Here is a 14364-nt window from a genome sequence, read left to right as displayed (position 1 = left end):
CCGCCCGGTACGGGAGGCAACGGGCGGGGCGGTCCACGCGTCTGTTATTGCGAGGCCGTTGTCAGTGGCGACGCGTAATCTGCTGGGCAGTGAGGGCGGCCGCCGGACCCGGAGGCTGGGCGCGGCCCGCCCGGAACACCGCACACGTACGCAGGCACGGGGGAGCAGCATGCACGGGGGAGCGACGAGCACGGCGGACACCGGTACGCCGGCGGTCCTGCTGGAGGAGCCGGAGGAGGACCCGTACGCCGGGTGCGGGCGGGAGGCGGCGTCGGCGCTGCGGGGGAGGGCGCCGGTACTGTTCGCGCCCTCGCTGCCGACGCTGGTGCGGTTCATGACGGCGGCGGACGAGCCGACCGGGTGGCGGGAGCGGTTCGCCGCCTGCCTGGGCACGGGCGGTGACCTGCCGTCGTTCCGCAGGACGGCCGACCTGATCCGTTTCCTGGCCGTCGTGACGGGCGGGCACACGGAGTCGGGGCTGGCCCTGGACCTCCCGGCCCGCCTGCTGGACCGGGAGTTCGGCCGGGGCCGGGTGGCGCGCTTCGAGGAGATCGACTTCCCCGCGGCGCTGACGCACGAGCCGACCCGCCGCTTCCTGCGCGAGGCGGGCCTGCCCGAGGAGGCGTTCCCCTTCCGCCTGGAGCTGGACGCACCGCTGCGGACCCTGGCGGAGCACGACGCGGACGACCCGGCGGACCACTGGTGGGACGACCGCCTGGACCACGGGTGGGGCGACCGCCCGGACCACGCGTGGGACGACCGGCGGGACGACGCCTCGGAGGACCGGCTCCCCGGCCCGACCCACCGCGCCGAGCACCTGATACGCCTGGGTGACCTCGCCGGGGGCGGCAGCCTGCTCGTCGACGGGACGACGGGCGTGGTGCTGATCCGGAGCCGGACCGGAGCCGCGGCACACCCGCTGACCACGGACGTCTCCACCCTGGCCTGCACGCTCTGGCTGCTGCACCGCGAGCGCGCGGTCGGCCGCCCGTCGGCGGGTCTGATGCAGCGTTGGGGGACAAGTTCGGTCACGCGGCCTGCAGGGCCAGTGTTGTCATGACGGTCTCGAATTCGACGGGGGTCAGCTGGCCGAGTGCGGCTTGTCGGCGGCGCCGGTGGTGCTCTTTCACGAGCGGATAGATCCTTTTCCCGGCAGATGCGCCTGCGACAGATAGGCCGCCGCCCGGCGGAGGACCTCGTTCTCCTGCTCCAGCAGCTTGATCCGCCGACGCGCTTCCCGCAGTTCCGCGCTTTCCTGGCTGGTCACCCCGGGGCTTGGCTCCGTCGTCGATGTCCGACCGCCGCATCCATTTCCACAACGTCATCGGATGGACTCCGAAGTCCTTGGCCGCCTGCTCGACCGTCACCCCTGGGCCACGTTTTCTCGCGACCCGCACGCCGTCCTCACGGAACTCTTCGGGATAAGGCTTGGACACAGCGACATCCTTCCCACCCGCCCCACAAGGCAAGCCAGTTCAGATGTCACCCGATCGTGCGGCAGACCCTAATGTCGTCTCACGTAGCCATCAAGGTAGCCAAAAAAGCGCATTCTCTACGCGTTGCACAGGTAATAGCGCTGTGGTGACCCTCCCCGGCGTACAGCCCGGCTCGTCTGCCGCTCGGTGTTTCCAAGGGTCCGCTCGGCGGCGCCTGCGCCCTGCTCGCCGCCCTGGCGATTTGCGCCGTCCGCACCAACGACGCCCTGCGGTGACCGAGCCCTTCGCAGGGCCCACCGGAGACACGTAACCACACGGCGCGGGCCGGGCGTGCTCCCTTACCGGGAGCGGCACGCCGGCCTGCGCCGCGCTGTTGGAACCAACGGGGCTTTGACCAGGTTGTGCGGTTCGGTCAGGGTCCGCCTTCGGGCGGCAACGGGGTGCGGCTGCGATGCCAGGGCGGCTGATCTCTTCCATCGGCCCACCGGTCGAGCCGGTCGGCGTGCACGATCTCGATGCCCGCAGCCTTGGCCAGGCGAGCCGCGGGGGTGGTGACGGTTCCGGTGGTCACCAGCACTGCCACGTCGGCATGGTGGATGTTGAACACGGTTCCGGCAAACCTCTGCAGATCGGGGCTGGCGACTTTGCCCCGGTACTGCTTGCACTGGATCACCACCTTGCGCCCGTCAGGGGTGTAGGCGACGACGTCCGCTCCAAGGTCCCCGGCCCCGCCGGTCGCCTGCACCCGGGTACAGCCGTCCTTGCGGCACAACTCGGCGACGGCGTACTCGAACTCGGTCGGGGACAAGGCGAACCAGTCGGGTACCGCACGGGGCTCGGCTAGGGCGGGTGCGGTCGTTTCCAAGGCACGCGCCTGCTCTTTCAGGGACGCGGTCAGCCGAAGAAGATTTTGGTAGCGCTCCGCACGGCCGTCGGGAGCCGCGAAGGCGGCTTGGAGAGTGCGGTAGGCGTCATCCGCCTCGCGGAGTTGGAGGGTGTAGTTCTCGGGGCTGTATCTGGTCCGGGACCCTGCGGGCAGGATCTCGCCCACGGTCACCTTGTGGAACAGCCGTCTGCCGTTGATATACGACACGACCTGACTGATGGTGTCGAATCCCCCGGCACGGTGCTGAACGAGCCGCACGGTGGCGTGGCCGTCGTCGACGGCGTCGATGCCGATGCCCAGTTCGACAGGCATGTCCCAGGAGTCGTACCGGTGGTCGTAGGTGCCCGTGTACTGCTTCGACTCCAGTACGGTGCCGCTGCCGAGGAAGTCCTTGCGTGCCTCCTCCATCGCTGCCGTCCATGCGGCGCGCACGCTGCCGGGCATGCCCGCAAGTACCTTCTCGGCGGCGGCCCGGATCTTGACATCGCTGACGTGCCCGGGGTCCCCGAACCACATGAGTGCCGATCCTCCTTCGCCCTCTCTCCTGGCCGACGCCAGGGTGAACTGCTCATGATGCTAGGTCCAAGGACCGTCAGCTCAATTGGCGTTGCGAGTACGGACGTTCACAGGAAGGGCGATCAGATCCGGCGCTGCGCCGTTACGCTGCGATAACCATGCAGGTGCTGGGGGACCGGAGGGGCGATGCAAGCCGGCGACGTCAAGCTGGGGAAAGTTTTCGCGAACGACCACCAGAGCGTGATCCCGATCTTCCAGAGGCCCTATGTATGGGACCAGGAGGACAACTGGGAACCCTTGTGGATGGACGTCCGGACGGCGGCGGAGGAAGTGGAGGCGGAGACAGAGCCCCAGAGTGGTACGGGGCAGTCGAAGCCGCGCACCTACTTCCTGGGCGCCGTGGTCGTACAGGAGCGGTACCGGCCGCCCCGGCGCCTCGCTTCGTCCCACATCATCGACGGCCAGCAGCGTATGACCACGCTGCAGGTCCTCTTCGCGGCAGCTCGGGCTGTCGCCCACGACATTGCCGCCGACAGCGTCGTCGGGCGTTTCACGAGTCTGCTGGAGAACCGGGCGGAGACGGTTCACGAGGCGTTCCCGGACGACCGCTACAAGGTCTGGCCGCTCCCTCAGGACCGTGCGGCATTCCTCTGGGCCGTACGCGGGAGCGACGACGACGGTACGGCGCCCGCCCCCGACCACCGGCTGGTCCGTGCCCGCCTGTGGTTCGAGCAGGAGATCGGCGACTGGGCCAAGGCCGCGCCTAACCCAGCCCAGCGGCTCGACGACCTGTTCTACACGCTTCAAGAGCGCATGCAGCTCGTCGAGATCGTCCTGGACGCGGGTGACGACCCGCAGGTGATCTTCGAGGCGCTGAACCACCGTGGAGTGCGCCTCGACGCCGCGGACCTCGTGAAGAACCTCCTTTTCCAGACCGTCGAGTGGCAGGGGGAGCACCGGCACTCTGAAGAGCTGTTGATGAACGCCTGGCTGCCTCTGGACGCCGAACCCTGGCGCGGTCAGGTCACCACCGGACGCATCAGGCGTGCCTTGATCGACCTGCTCCTGGCTTATTGGCTGACCGTTCAAAAGCGTCAAGACGTCCTGGTGGAGCACCTGTTCGCCGACTTCAAGAAGTGGCTACCGGAAAGTGGCCGGCAGGCTTCGGAGGTGATCCGGGACATCAGGCATTATGCCGAGACGTATCAGCGGGTTCGGGGATTGCCGCTGACCGATCCCACCGGCCGATTGCTCGACCGCATGCAGACCATGACGACGACGCCGTGGCCGGTGCTGCTCTATCTGCACGCGACAGACGACGTACCGAACGATCAGCGAGCGATCGCGGCCCGCGCCATCGACTCCTTTCTCATGCGGCGAGCCGTGTGCCTGATGACGACGAAGGACTACAACCGACTCTTCGTCCAGGTACTGGCCGATGCTCAGCAGAGCGATCCCGCTCAGGCAGGTCACGCCGTCGTGCGCAGCCTGTGGAATCAAACGGCCGACGCCCGGCTATGGCCTGACGACCGGACGTTCCTTGCCGCCCTGATCGCGAACGATCTCTACCGTCGTTCCTACCGTGCCCGGTTGAAGGCCCTGCTGGTCGGACTGGAGAATCACCTGCGGACGCCGAAGACCGAGCACGCGCCGGCACTTTCCAGTGCGGACCCCCGGATTAACATTGAGCATGTTCTGCCGCAGAAATGGGAGGCGCACTGGCCGCTGAACGACGGTGATAGCGAGGAGAGCTTGAAGAAACGACTTGAGGCGGTCCATCAGCTCGGCAATCTCACGCTCACCACCACGAAGCTCAACCCGTCGTTGAGTAACCGGGAATGGCCTCATAAGAAGGACAGCCTTGGTGCTCACAGCCTTTTGCGGCTGACGACCTCGTCAGTGCTTTCCGCGCCGGAGGGGCTTCGGGACAAGTGGAGCAACGAGCGTTGGGCCGAGTGCTGGGACGAGGACCGGATTCAGCTGCGCACCTTGTGGCTTGCCCGTATCGCCCTACAGGCATGGCCGAAGCCCAAGGGCGACACCGACTGACGAACGGGGGCCGTGCTGCGCCCCACGGGCCGCGCCCGGTGGTGGGCTTCGGCTCGGCCGGGTGGCTCGGTGGTCGGGCGTTCGCCTCGGCCACCAGGGCGCTTGCCGACTCGGTGCTCGGCCGCGCGACCCGGACGGGCATGGTGCAAGGACCCCTTAACAGGCAAGTCATCCTGTGTGGCGAAGTCAGCGGTCCGGCCGCTGGCTTCGCTACTCGGTGGGTGCTGCCTGAGCGGCGAAATTGACCACCGAAGAGCTCAGTTGCCCGATAGTATGATCGCCGCTTAGTCACCGTTTCCCGCATTCGGGAGCTGACATGTGTCGTCGTCACCCCCACTGGGGTGCTGACACAAAGGGGGGAACCTTGTCCGTCAAGGACTACAGCTACGACATCCCGGACCACCCGATTGAATACATCAAGGTGGATCCGATGACTATCAAGTTCGACCCTCGCGCGCAGCGCAACCTCAACAAGGCCCGTGCGCAGGCCATCGCTGAGAAGCTGGTACCCACCGCCCTCGGGACGCCGATCCTCTCGCAGCGCGAGGACGGTCTGTACGCGGTGGACGGCATGCACCGCGTCTACGCGTGCCAGCTCATCCTGTCTGGGAAGGTCTCGATCTCGGAGGTGGTTCGCAAGGCTGTCCGGACCATCACCTGCGAGGTCCACTCCGGCCTCTCGATGGCCAACGAGGCGTCGCTGTTCATCATCAAGAATAAGGAGTCTTCGAAGGTCGGCGCGAACGACGAGTTCAGGATTGGTGTGCTGGCGGGGCACCCGCTCTTCGTGGATACCAGCGCCGTTCTGGACAAGCATCAACTCAAGGTTGGCAGTCGCACCGTCAACGGCCTGCGCGGTATCAAGGGAATCCTCGGCATCGTCATCGAGTACGGCCCTGAGAGCCTCGATCAGGCGCTCACCATCGCCGAGGACGCCTGGGGCCGCACCCCCGACACCTGGGACTCTGTCATCCTCGGAGGTATCGCCACGGTGATGTCCAAGCACTCCGGCGTGGTCAAGCCCAAGGATCTGGCGGAAAGGCTCAAGCGCCAGGGGAACCCTGTTGAGTTCCGGCATAAGATCCATAACCTGGCCACCAACGGCAACACCCGCGCTGACGGTACCAAGGGTCGCCTCAAGGCTGCTCACATCGCGGTCGCCTCCGCCTGGAATGGTAGCCGCCGCATCAACCGTCTCCCCATCCCGAACATCTTCGAGTAGCCCCAGCAGATGCGGTGCCCTGCCCCTTATCTGTGGCGCGGGGTGCCGTGCTCTCTTCGCTCGCATCCGGTAACTGAGACGGACGGCCGATAGGGCGGCAGTCCCGGAAGGGTGCCGCCCTTTCGTTTCTCCTGGTCAGGCAGTCAGAGGCCGTGGCGGGAATCGAACCCACGTACCTCGCTTTGCAGGCGAGTCCCTAAACCACTCGGGCACACGGCCGTGTCGGGGGCGATGGACCCCGAAGGACGCGAAGGGCTCTTCGGGTTCCTCGGGTTCCTCGCCGTGCCGAACTCGGTGACTCGACCGTAGGGCCGGGCGGGAGGAGGGCTCAAGGGAATCGCGGGCGCCGCAATGCGACTGCCACACGCCGTTCATGAACGGGGAGCCGGGCGGCCGGGGACGGGGAGCCTGGCGGTGGGCGAAGAGGAGTCCGGCGGCCGGTGGTCGTACGGCGGTCCTACGACCGAGGTCCCGTCCCGGTACGGCCTCCCGACAGGGGTCACCGCGGGCCACGGCCCTTACCCTGGCGACCATGACCGCCTCCGAGCAGCGCGACACCGGTGTCGCCGCCCCACCCGACCCCTCCCCGGCCGCCGAGCGCGCCGAGACCGTGCTGAGCCGTCCCTACCGGGCGCTGAGCATCGGCATCGTCTCCGTCGTCCTGCTGATCGCCTTCGAGGCGACGGCGGTGGGGACGGCGATGCCGGTCGCGGCGCGGGAGCTGGACGGGGTGTCGCTGTACGCGTTCGCGTTCTCCGGGTACTTCACGACCAGCCTGTTCGGGATGGTGCTGGCCGGCCAGTGGTCGGACCGGCGCGGCCCGCTGGGGGCGCTGACCTGTGGCATAGCGGCCTTCGCGGCCGGGCTGCTGCTGTCGGGGACGGCGACGGCCATGTGGCTGTTCATCCTGGGCCGGGCCGTGCAGGGACTCGGCGGCGGACTGGTGATCGTCGCGCTGTACGTCGTCGTCGGCCGCGCCTACCCCGAGCGGCTGCGGCCGGCGATCATGGCGGCGTTCGCGGCGGGCTGGATCGTCCCGTCGATCGTGGGGCCGCTGGCCTCGGGCGCGGTGACGGAGCACCTCGGCTGGCGCTGGGTGTTCGTCGGCATCCCGGCGCTAGTGGTGCTCCCGCTGGCCCTCGCCCTGCCGCAGATCCGCCGCCGCGCGGCCGGCCCGGTGGAGGCGGCCGGTCAGGGCGGCCCGGCGGCCCCTGCGGACGGCACGGGATCCGCGGACGGCCCGGGTCCCGCCTCCTTCGACGGCCGCCGCATCCGGCTCGCGCTCGGCATCTCCCTGGGCGCCGGGCTGCTGCAGTACGCCGCGCAGGACCTGCGCTGGCTCTCCCTCCTGCCCGGCGCGGCGGGCGCGGCCCTGCTGGTCCCGGCCGTCCTCGGGCTGCTGCCGCGCGGCACCTGCCGGGCGGCGCGCGGGCTGCCGTCGGTGGTGCTGCTGCGCGGCGTCGCCGCGGGGTCGTTCATCGCCGCCGAGTCCTTCGTGCCGCTGATGCTGGTCACCCAGCGGGGACTGTCCCCGACGCTGGCCGGGTTCTCGCTCGCCGCGGGCGGCGCCACCTGGGCGCTGGGCTCGTGGCTGCAGTCCCGGCCGCGGGCCGAGCCGTACCGGGAGCGGCTGATGACGGTCGGGATGCTGCTGGTGGCCGCCGCGATCGCCGCGGCGCCGAGCGTGCTGATCGACGCCGTGCCCGCCTGGACGGTGGCCGTGGCCTGGGGCTTCGGCTGCTTCGGGATGGGCCTGGTGATCTCCTCCACCAGCGTGCTGCTGCTCCGGCTCTCCGCCCCGGAGGAGGCCGGCGCCAACTCCGCCGCGCTGCAGATCTCCGACGGCCTGTCCAACGTCCTGCTGCTCGCCGCGGGCGGCGCCGCGTTCGCCGCGCTGGGCGGCGGCACGGTCACCCACGCGGCCACCGAGGCCACCGGCTCGCACCCGGCCGCCTTCGCCGCGGTGTTCCTGCCGATGGCCGGGGTCGCGCTGGCCGGGGCGTGGGTGACGACCCGGCTGCGGGAGAAGTGAGCCGTGCGGTTCCGGCCGCGGCCGCTGTGACGTGGATCCCACCCGGGGGTGACCCGGCCGGGTCCGCGCGTGGCGGGCGGCGGGCCGCCGGTAGGGTGGCCCGGTTGTCATACGTAGCCGAGCCACCGGGCTCGCCCGACCGAGCCGCCCGACCCCCACGGAGACCGTGACTACCACCGCCAGCTCCGCCTCGCACTCGCACCACCTGTCCCCGGCCTTCCCCGGCCGCGCCCCCTGGGGCACCGCCAGCAAGCTGCGCGCCTGGCAGCAGGGGGCGATGGAAAAGTACATCCAGGAGCAGCCGCGCGACTTCCTGGCGGTCGCCACCCCCGGCGCCGGCAAGACGACCTTCGCGCTGACGCTGGCCTCCTGGCTGCTGCACCACCACGTCGTGCAGCAGGTGACCGTGGTCGCGCCCACCGAGCACCTGAAGAAGCAGTGGGCCGAGGCGGCCGCGCGGGTGGGCATCAAGCTCGACCCCGAGTACAGCGCGGGCCCGCTCGGCCGCGAGTACGACGGCGTCGCCGTCACCTACGCCGGTGTCGGCGTGCGGCCCATGCTGCACCGCAACCGCGTCGAGCAGCGCAAGACCCTGGTCATCCTCGACGAGATCCACCACGCCGGCGACACCAAGTCCTGGGGCGAGGCCTGCCTGGAGGCGTTCGAGCCGGCCACCCGCCGCCTCGCCCTGACCGGCACGCCGTTCCGCTCCGACACCAACCCCATCCCCTTCGTGACGTACGAGGAGGGCCCGGACGGGATCCGGCGGTCGGCGGCGGACTACACCTACGGGTACGGCTCCGCGCTCGCCGACGGCGTCGTGCGCCCCGTCATCTTCCTCTCCTACAGCGGCAACATGCGCTGGCGGACCAAGGCCGGCGACGAGATCGAGGCGCGGCTCGGCGAGCCGATGACCAAGGACGCCGTCAGCCAGGCCTGGCGCACCGCCCTCGATCCGCGCGGCGACTGGATGCCCGCCGTGCTGCGCGCCGCCGACCAGCGGCTGACCGAGGTCAGGAAGGCCATCCCGGACGCGGGCGCGCTGGTCATCGCCTCCGACCAGGACTCCGCGCGCGCCTACGCCAAGCTCATCCGGGACATCACCGGCCACAAGGCGACCCTGGTGCTGTCCGACGACACCGGCGCCTCCGCGAGGATCGACGAGTTCAGCAACAGCGACGACCGGTGGATGGTCGCCGTCCGCATGGTGTCCGAGGGCGTCGACGTGCCCCGCCTCGCGGTCGGCGTGTACGCGACGACGATCTCGACGCCGCTGTTCTTCGCCCAGGCCGTCGGCCGTTTCGTGCGGTCGAGGCGGCGCGGCGAGACCGCGTCCGTGTTCCTGCCGACCGTGCCCGACCTGCTCTCCTTCGCCAACGAGATGGAGAAGGAGCGCGACCACGTCCTCGACCGGCCCAAGAAGGACGGCGAGGAGGACCCGTACGCCGAGTCCGAGAAGGAGATGGAGGAGGCGAACCGGGAGCAGGACGAGGACACCGGCGAGCAGGACATGCTGCCGTTCGAGGCGCTGGAGTCCGACGCCGTCTTCGACCGGGTCATGTACAACGGCGCCGAGTTCGGCATGCAGGCCCACCCGGGCAGCGAGGAGGAGCAGGACTACCTCGGCATCCCGGGGCTGCTGGAGCCCGACCAGGTGCGGCTGCTGCTGCAGAAGCGGCAGGCGCGGCAGATCGCGCACAGCCGCAGGAAGCCGGACACCGAGGCCGACCTGCTGGAACTGCCCGCCGAGCGGCGCCCGGTGGTCAGCCACAAGGAGCTGATGGAGCTGCGCCGCAAGCTCAACACGATGGTCGGCGCCTACGTCCACCAGAGCGGCAAGCCGCACGGCGTCATCCACACCGAGCTGCGCCGCGTGTGCGGCGGGCCGCCGGCCGCCGAGGCCACGGCGGGGCAGCTGCGGCAGCGCATCGCCAAGGTGCAGGAGTGGGCGACGCGCATGCGGTGAGGCCGGGCGCCGGGCCCTGACGGGCGTGCGAGAGGGCGCGTGTCCCGAAGCGGGGCGCGCGCCTTTCGTCGTGCTTCCCTGTGTGGCCGTACGTATACGGACAAACACAGGTAGTTCCGTCCGGCCGCTGCCCGGATTCTGGACGGAGCCTTCCGCTGAGCGAACCGGATCGCTACTGTCACGCTACGCACACGCCCCGTGGCAGCGCCGCCGCGGAGCGCAGCCGTGAAGCGACTGGGCCCGGGACCGGACGGACCGGGCCGCCGGCCGATCGGCGGCCTCTGAAGCGCGTCACCGACGGGACTCGGTGGCGCATCCGCCGCGAGGGGGCTGCCGACCTCACCACTAAGGAGTGGGCGTCGTGACCGCGGAGACCTCCCAGACGCTCGACAGGGGACTGCGCGTCCTCAAGCTGCTGGCCGACACCGACCACGGGCTGACCGTGACCGAGCTGTCCCACCGGCTGGGCGTCAACCGGACCGTCGTGTACCGCTTGCTCGCCACGCTGGAGCAGCACGCGCTGGTACGCCGCGACCTGGGCGGCCGCGCCCGGGTCGGGCTCGGCGTGCTGCGCCTGGGCCGCCAGGTGCATCCGCTGGTGCGGGAGGCGGCGCTGCCCGCGCTCAGGTCGCTGGCCGAGGACATCGGGGCGACGGCCCACCTGACGCTGGTGGACGGCGCCGAGGCGCTGGCCGTGGCCGTGGTCGAGCCGACCTGGACGGACTACCACGTGGCCTACCGCACCGGGTTCCGGCACCCGCTCGACCGGGGCGCCGCGGGCCGGGCGATCCTCGCCGCCCGGCGGCAGCCGACGGCGGACCCGGGGTACACGCTGACCCACGGGGAACTGGAGGCGGGCGCGTGCGGGGCGGCGGCGCCGCTGCTGGGCGTGACGGGGGTCGAGGGCAGCGTCGGGGTCGTGATGCTGTCCGACGTGGTGCCGGAGCGGGTGGGCCCGCGGGTCGTGGAGGCGGCGCGGGAGGTCGCCGAGGCGCTGCGGTGACGGGCGCCGGGCCGCCGCACGGGGCCGCCGGGCGGTGTGCCGGGCGGCCGTACGGGGTCGTCGGAGGGCGGGCGCCGGGCCGTCGGGCGGGCGCCGGGGCGCCGGGGCGGGGCGCCGGGATGCCGACCGGCCCCGGACGAAACGCGTCGCCGCGTTAGATTGATCCCGTGCTCTCTCGCCTCACACGTCGCCGGTCCGTCGCCGTCTGTGCCGTGCCCGCCGTGGCCCTGCTCGCCACCGCGGCCTTCGCGCCGTTGCCGTTCTCCGTGGCGCAGCCCGGGACGACGGTGAACGTCCTCGGCGAGAACCGGGGCACCCCGGTGATCACGATCTCCGGCGCGCGGGCCCGGGACACCAGCGGACAGCTGCGGATGACGACCATCGTGGCGACCGGCCCGGACACCCGCGTCTCGCTCGGCGACGTGCTCGACGGCTGGTTCCGCACCGACCGGGCGGTCATGCCGCGCGACGCGGTCTACCCGAGCGGCGACGACGTCGAGGAGATCGAGCGGCACAACGTCGAGCAGATGGAGGAGTCCCAGGAGGCGGCGACCCGGGCCGCGCTGGACCACCTCGGCCTCGACCCCGCGGACGTGCGGGTCACGCTCGAGCTCGCCGACGTCGGCGGGCCCAGCGCCGGGCTGCTGTTCTCCCTCGGGATCATCGACAAGCTGAACGGCGACGGCGCCGGCGGCGACCTCACGGGCGGCCGCACCATCGCCGGCACGGGCACGATCGGCGCCGACGGCACGGTCGGCGCCGTCGGCGGCGTGGCCCTCAAGACACAGGCCGCCCGGCGGGACGGGGCGACCGTCTTCCTGGTGCCGAAGGCGGAGTGCTCGGACGCCGAGGCGGAGCTGCCGAAGGGCCTGCGGCTGATCCCGGTCACCACCCTGAAGGACGCGGTCGGCTCGCTGGTGGCCCTGGAGACGGGCAAGGGCTCGGTGCCGAGCTGTTAGGGCACCGCCGCCACCGCCACCGCCGCCCCCGGCGGTCCGGCCGGCCGCGCCGCCTCACCCGTCCGCCTCCGGATCCCGCGGCCGCAGCAGCAGCTCGGCCAGCGAGGCGAGCCAGTCGGCCAGCAGGGCGAGGACGACCGTGAGGACGGAGCCGAGCACCAGCACCGGCATCCGCCGGCCGACGACGCCGGTGGCGATCAGCACCCCCAGGCCGCCGCCCCCGGCGAAGGCCGCCAGGGTCGCCGTACCGACGTTCAGCACGAGCGCCGTACGGACGCCCGCCAGGATCAGCGGGACCGCCGGCGGCAGCTCCACCCGGACCAGCACGTCCCACGGCGACATGCCGAGGCGGCGCGCCGCCTCCGCCGCCGCCGGGTCGCCGGCGTTCAGGCCCGCGACGACGTGCGACAGCACCGGCGGCACGGCGTAGGCGACGATGCCGATCAGGGCCGCCCGGCGGCCGCCGCCCAGCCAGACCGCCACCAGCGCGAGCAGGCCGATCGCCGGGACCACCCGGCCGGTGCCGCCCGGCGCCGCCACCGCCGGGACCGCCCCGCGGAACGGCCCGCGGGTGAGCAGCACCCCCAGCGGGACCGCGACGGCCAGGACGAGGAGGGTGGAGACCACGGTCAGCCCGACGTGCCGCCACAGGGCCCCGGAGACCTGGCCGCCGGCAAGGACGCTCCGGGAGACCGGATCCAGGTCGGCCCGGCGGAACCACAGCCAGGTGGCGAGCAGCACGCCCACCAGCACGGCGGGCAGGAACGTCAGCTTCTGCCAGGTGACGGGGCGGGCCGGGGGACGCGGGGGCGGCGGGGCCCCGGGCAGCCCCCGGTCCCCGGCCCGCTTCGTGGCCTCGCCCGTCGGCTCGGGGGCGGTCACGCCGCCCGCTCCCCCGGACAGCCCCCCGTACGGCCTTTCTCCCCCGGCCGGTCCGGGCGGGTCCGCCGCCCGGCGCGCGTCCGGGCGGCGCGGGCCTGCTCCGGTGCGCGCCGGTGCCCCGGCGCGCCGGGCCGGCCGGGCGACGCCGACCCGTGCGCGGAGCCGGCCGGCGTCGCCCGGCCGGCGGTGCGCGCCGGCCCGGCGGCCGCCCCTGCGGCGGACGTCTCAGGCACGGACGCCCCCGGGAACGGTCAGCCGGCCGAGCAGGACGCAGGCGGCGTCGAACAGCAGCGCCAGGACGACGATCCCGAGCGTGCCCGCCAGCACCCGGTGGAGCGCCTCGGCGCCGTCCGGCGACGCGAGACCGCGGAAGACCTCGTGGCCCAGGCCGGGACCGGAGACGTACGCCGCGACCGCCGCGACGCCCGTCAGCGTCCGCGCCGAGACCCGCACCCCGGCCAGGATCGACGGCCAGGCCGGCGGCAGCTCCGCCCGCACCGGCCGGGCGGTGCGCGACCTCCCGGCGCCCGGCGCCGCGTCCCCCGGCGCCGGGCCGGCCCCGCGCAGCCCGGCGACCGCGTTGCGCGCGATCGGCGGCAGCCCGTACAGCGTCAGCGCGGCCACCGTCGGCGGCGCGCCCAGGCCCATGACCGGGACGAGCAGCCCGATCACGGCGAGCGGGGGAACGGCCAGGACGGCCGAGGCCGCCGCGGTGACCAGGTCGCCGGCCCGCTCGCTGCGACGGGCGGCGACCCCGATCAGCACGCCGAGCACGGCCGCCGCGACCACGCACGGGAAGACGGTGCTCGCGTGCCGGCAGGCGTCGGCGAGCAACTGCTGGTGGCGGCTGCCGAGGTACTCCCAGAAGCTCACCCGCTCACCCCCAGGTCGGCTACGTGATCCGGTCCCGTGCCTCCTGCGGCGGCTCCCGCAGCGCCGCCTGCTCCACCAGCGGGATGATCCGCAGCGGAACGGGGTTCTCCATGACGATCGCCGTGGAGGCCCGGACGATGCCATCAAAACCGACAACCCGGTCGATCACCCGCTGGAGATCGGCGTTCGAGCGGGCCACCAGGCGGCACAGCATGTCCCCGGTGCCGGTGGTGGTGTGCAGCTCCAGCACCTCCGGCACGGTCGCCAAGTGCGCCCGTACGTCGGCCCCTTGGCCCTGCCGGATCTGCAGCGTCGCGAACGCGGTCACCGGGTAGCCGAGCGCCGCCGGGTCCACCTCGGGCCCGAAGCCGCGGATGACTCCGTTCGACTGAAGCCGGTCCAGCCGCGCCTGGACGGTGCCCCGGGCGACGCCCAGCCGCCGGGACATCTCCAGCACCCCGATGCGCGGCTCCCGCGCCAGCAGCACGATGATCCGCCCGTCCAGATGATCGATCGCCACGGCAGCCCTCCCGGCTGGTC

General features: G+C 72.0%; 12 protein-coding genes and 1 tRNA gene. 7 read left to right on the top strand and 6 right to left on the bottom strand.

Annotated elements, in window-relative coordinates:
* Positions 1-169 precede the first annotated feature (169 nt).
* Positions 170-1060, top strand: coding sequence for an SUKH-4 family immunity protein (locus tag ACIBAI_RS02880; RefSeq protein ID WP_399030638.1), 891 nt, complete (start codon positions 170-172; stop codon positions 1058-1060).
* 66 nt (positions 1061-1126) lie between these two features.
* Here the strand turns inward: ACIBAI_RS02880 and ACIBAI_RS02875 are convergent, their stop codons facing one another.
* Positions 1127-1267 (bottom strand): hypothetical protein, encoded by a 141-nt coding sequence (locus tag ACIBAI_RS02875; protein ID WP_399030637.1) that lies wholly within the window; start codon positions 1265-1267, stop codon positions 1127-1129.
* A 581-nt stretch (positions 1268-1848) separates the two neighbouring features.
* Complete coding sequence (locus tag ACIBAI_RS02870; RefSeq protein ID WP_399030636.1) at positions 1849-2838, bottom strand: restriction endonuclease; 990 nt, start codon at positions 2836-2838, stop codon at positions 1849-1851.
* Between the two features lie 186 nt (positions 2839-3024).
* Between ACIBAI_RS02870 and ACIBAI_RS02865 the strand changes: the two genes are divergently transcribed.
* Positions 3025-4887: a DUF262 domain-containing protein gene (locus ACIBAI_RS02865; protein ID WP_399030635.1), complete on the top strand. Its 1863-nt coding sequence runs from the start codon at positions 3025-3027 to the stop codon at positions 4885-4887.
* Positions 4888-5251: 364 nt separating this feature from the next.
* Positions 5252-6109 carry a DUF6551 family protein gene (locus ACIBAI_RS02860; protein ID WP_399030634.1) on the top strand — a complete coding sequence of 286 codons (858 nt, stop codon included), beginning with the start codon at positions 5252-5254 and terminating at the stop codon, positions 6107-6109.
* A 147-nt stretch (positions 6110-6256) separates the two neighbouring features.
* Here the strand turns inward: ACIBAI_RS02860 and ACIBAI_RS02855 are convergent.
* Positions 6257-6328: transfer RNA gene (locus tag ACIBAI_RS02855), tRNA-Cys, on the bottom strand.
* Between the two features lie 313 nt (positions 6329-6641).
* On the opposite strand from ACIBAI_RS02855, the gene ACIBAI_RS02850 reads away from it, so the two are divergent.
* The 4 genes from ACIBAI_RS02850 (at position 6642) to ACIBAI_RS02835 (ending at position 12069) form a co-directional block, all read left to right on the top strand.
* Complete coding sequence (locus ACIBAI_RS02850) at positions 6642-8141, top strand: MFS transporter (protein WP_399030633.1); 1500 nt, start codon at positions 6642-6644, stop codon at positions 8139-8141.
* Positions 8142-8307: 166 nt separating this feature from the next.
* A complete protein-coding gene (locus tag ACIBAI_RS02845) occupies positions 8308-10107 on the top strand; it encodes a DEAD/DEAH box helicase (protein ID WP_399030632.1) in 1800 nt (599 codons plus the stop codon).
* A gap of 361 nt (positions 10108-10468) precedes the next feature.
* Positions 10469-11110, top strand: coding sequence for a helix-turn-helix domain-containing protein (locus ACIBAI_RS02840; RefSeq protein ID WP_344599257.1), 642 nt, complete (start codon positions 10469-10471; stop codon positions 11108-11110).
* Positions 11111-11277: 167 nt separating this feature from the next.
* Entirely contained in the window at positions 11278-12069 is a 792-nt protein-coding gene (locus ACIBAI_RS02835) for a S16 family serine protease (protein WP_399030631.1), read from the top strand.
* A gap of 54 nt (positions 12070-12123) precedes the next feature.
* Here ACIBAI_RS02835 and ACIBAI_RS02830 read toward each other — a convergent pair whose 3' ends face one another.
* The 3 genes from ACIBAI_RS02830 to ACIBAI_RS02820 form a co-directional block, all read right to left on the bottom strand.
* Positions 12124-12951, bottom strand: coding sequence for an ABC transporter permease (locus tag ACIBAI_RS02830; protein WP_399030630.1), 828 nt, complete (start codon positions 12949-12951; stop codon positions 12124-12126).
* A gap of 225 nt (positions 12952-13176) precedes the next feature.
* Positions 13177-13824, bottom strand: coding sequence for an ABC transporter permease (locus ACIBAI_RS02825; RefSeq protein ID WP_399030629.1), 648 nt, complete (start codon positions 13822-13824; stop codon positions 13177-13179).
* Positions 13825-13843: 19 nt separating this feature from the next.
* A complete protein-coding gene (locus tag ACIBAI_RS02820; RefSeq protein WP_399030628.1) occupies positions 13844-14344 on the bottom strand; it encodes an Lrp/AsnC family transcriptional regulator in 501 nt (166 codons plus the stop codon).
* Positions 14345-14364 lie beyond the last annotated feature (20 nt).

The sequence above is a fragment of the Streptomyces sp. NPDC051041 genome (assembly GCF_044456065.1).
Lineage (GTDB): Bacteria > Actinomycetota > Actinomycetes > Streptomycetales > Streptomycetaceae > Streptomyces > Streptomyces glaucus.
Note: the sequence above shows the minus strand (reverse complement) of the source record. Positions and strands in the feature narration are given on the sequence as shown.

Coding starts and splice junctions, on each gene's coding strand:
- ACIBAI_RS02870 (WP_399030636.1), bottom strand. CDS start 2,838: ATGTGGTTCGGGGACCCCGGGCACGTCAGCGATGTCAAGATCCGGGCC.
- ACIBAI_RS02865 (WP_399030635.1), top strand. CDS start 3,025: ATGCAAGCCGGCGACGTCAAGCTGGGGAAAGTTTTCGCGAACGACCAC.
- ACIBAI_RS02850 (WP_399030633.1), top strand. CDS start 6,642: ATGACCGCCTCCGAGCAGCGCGACACCGGTGTCGCCGCCCCACCCGAC.
- ACIBAI_RS02880 (WP_399030638.1), top strand. CDS start 170: ATGCACGGGGGAGCGACGAGCACGGCGGACACCGGTACGCCGGCGGTC.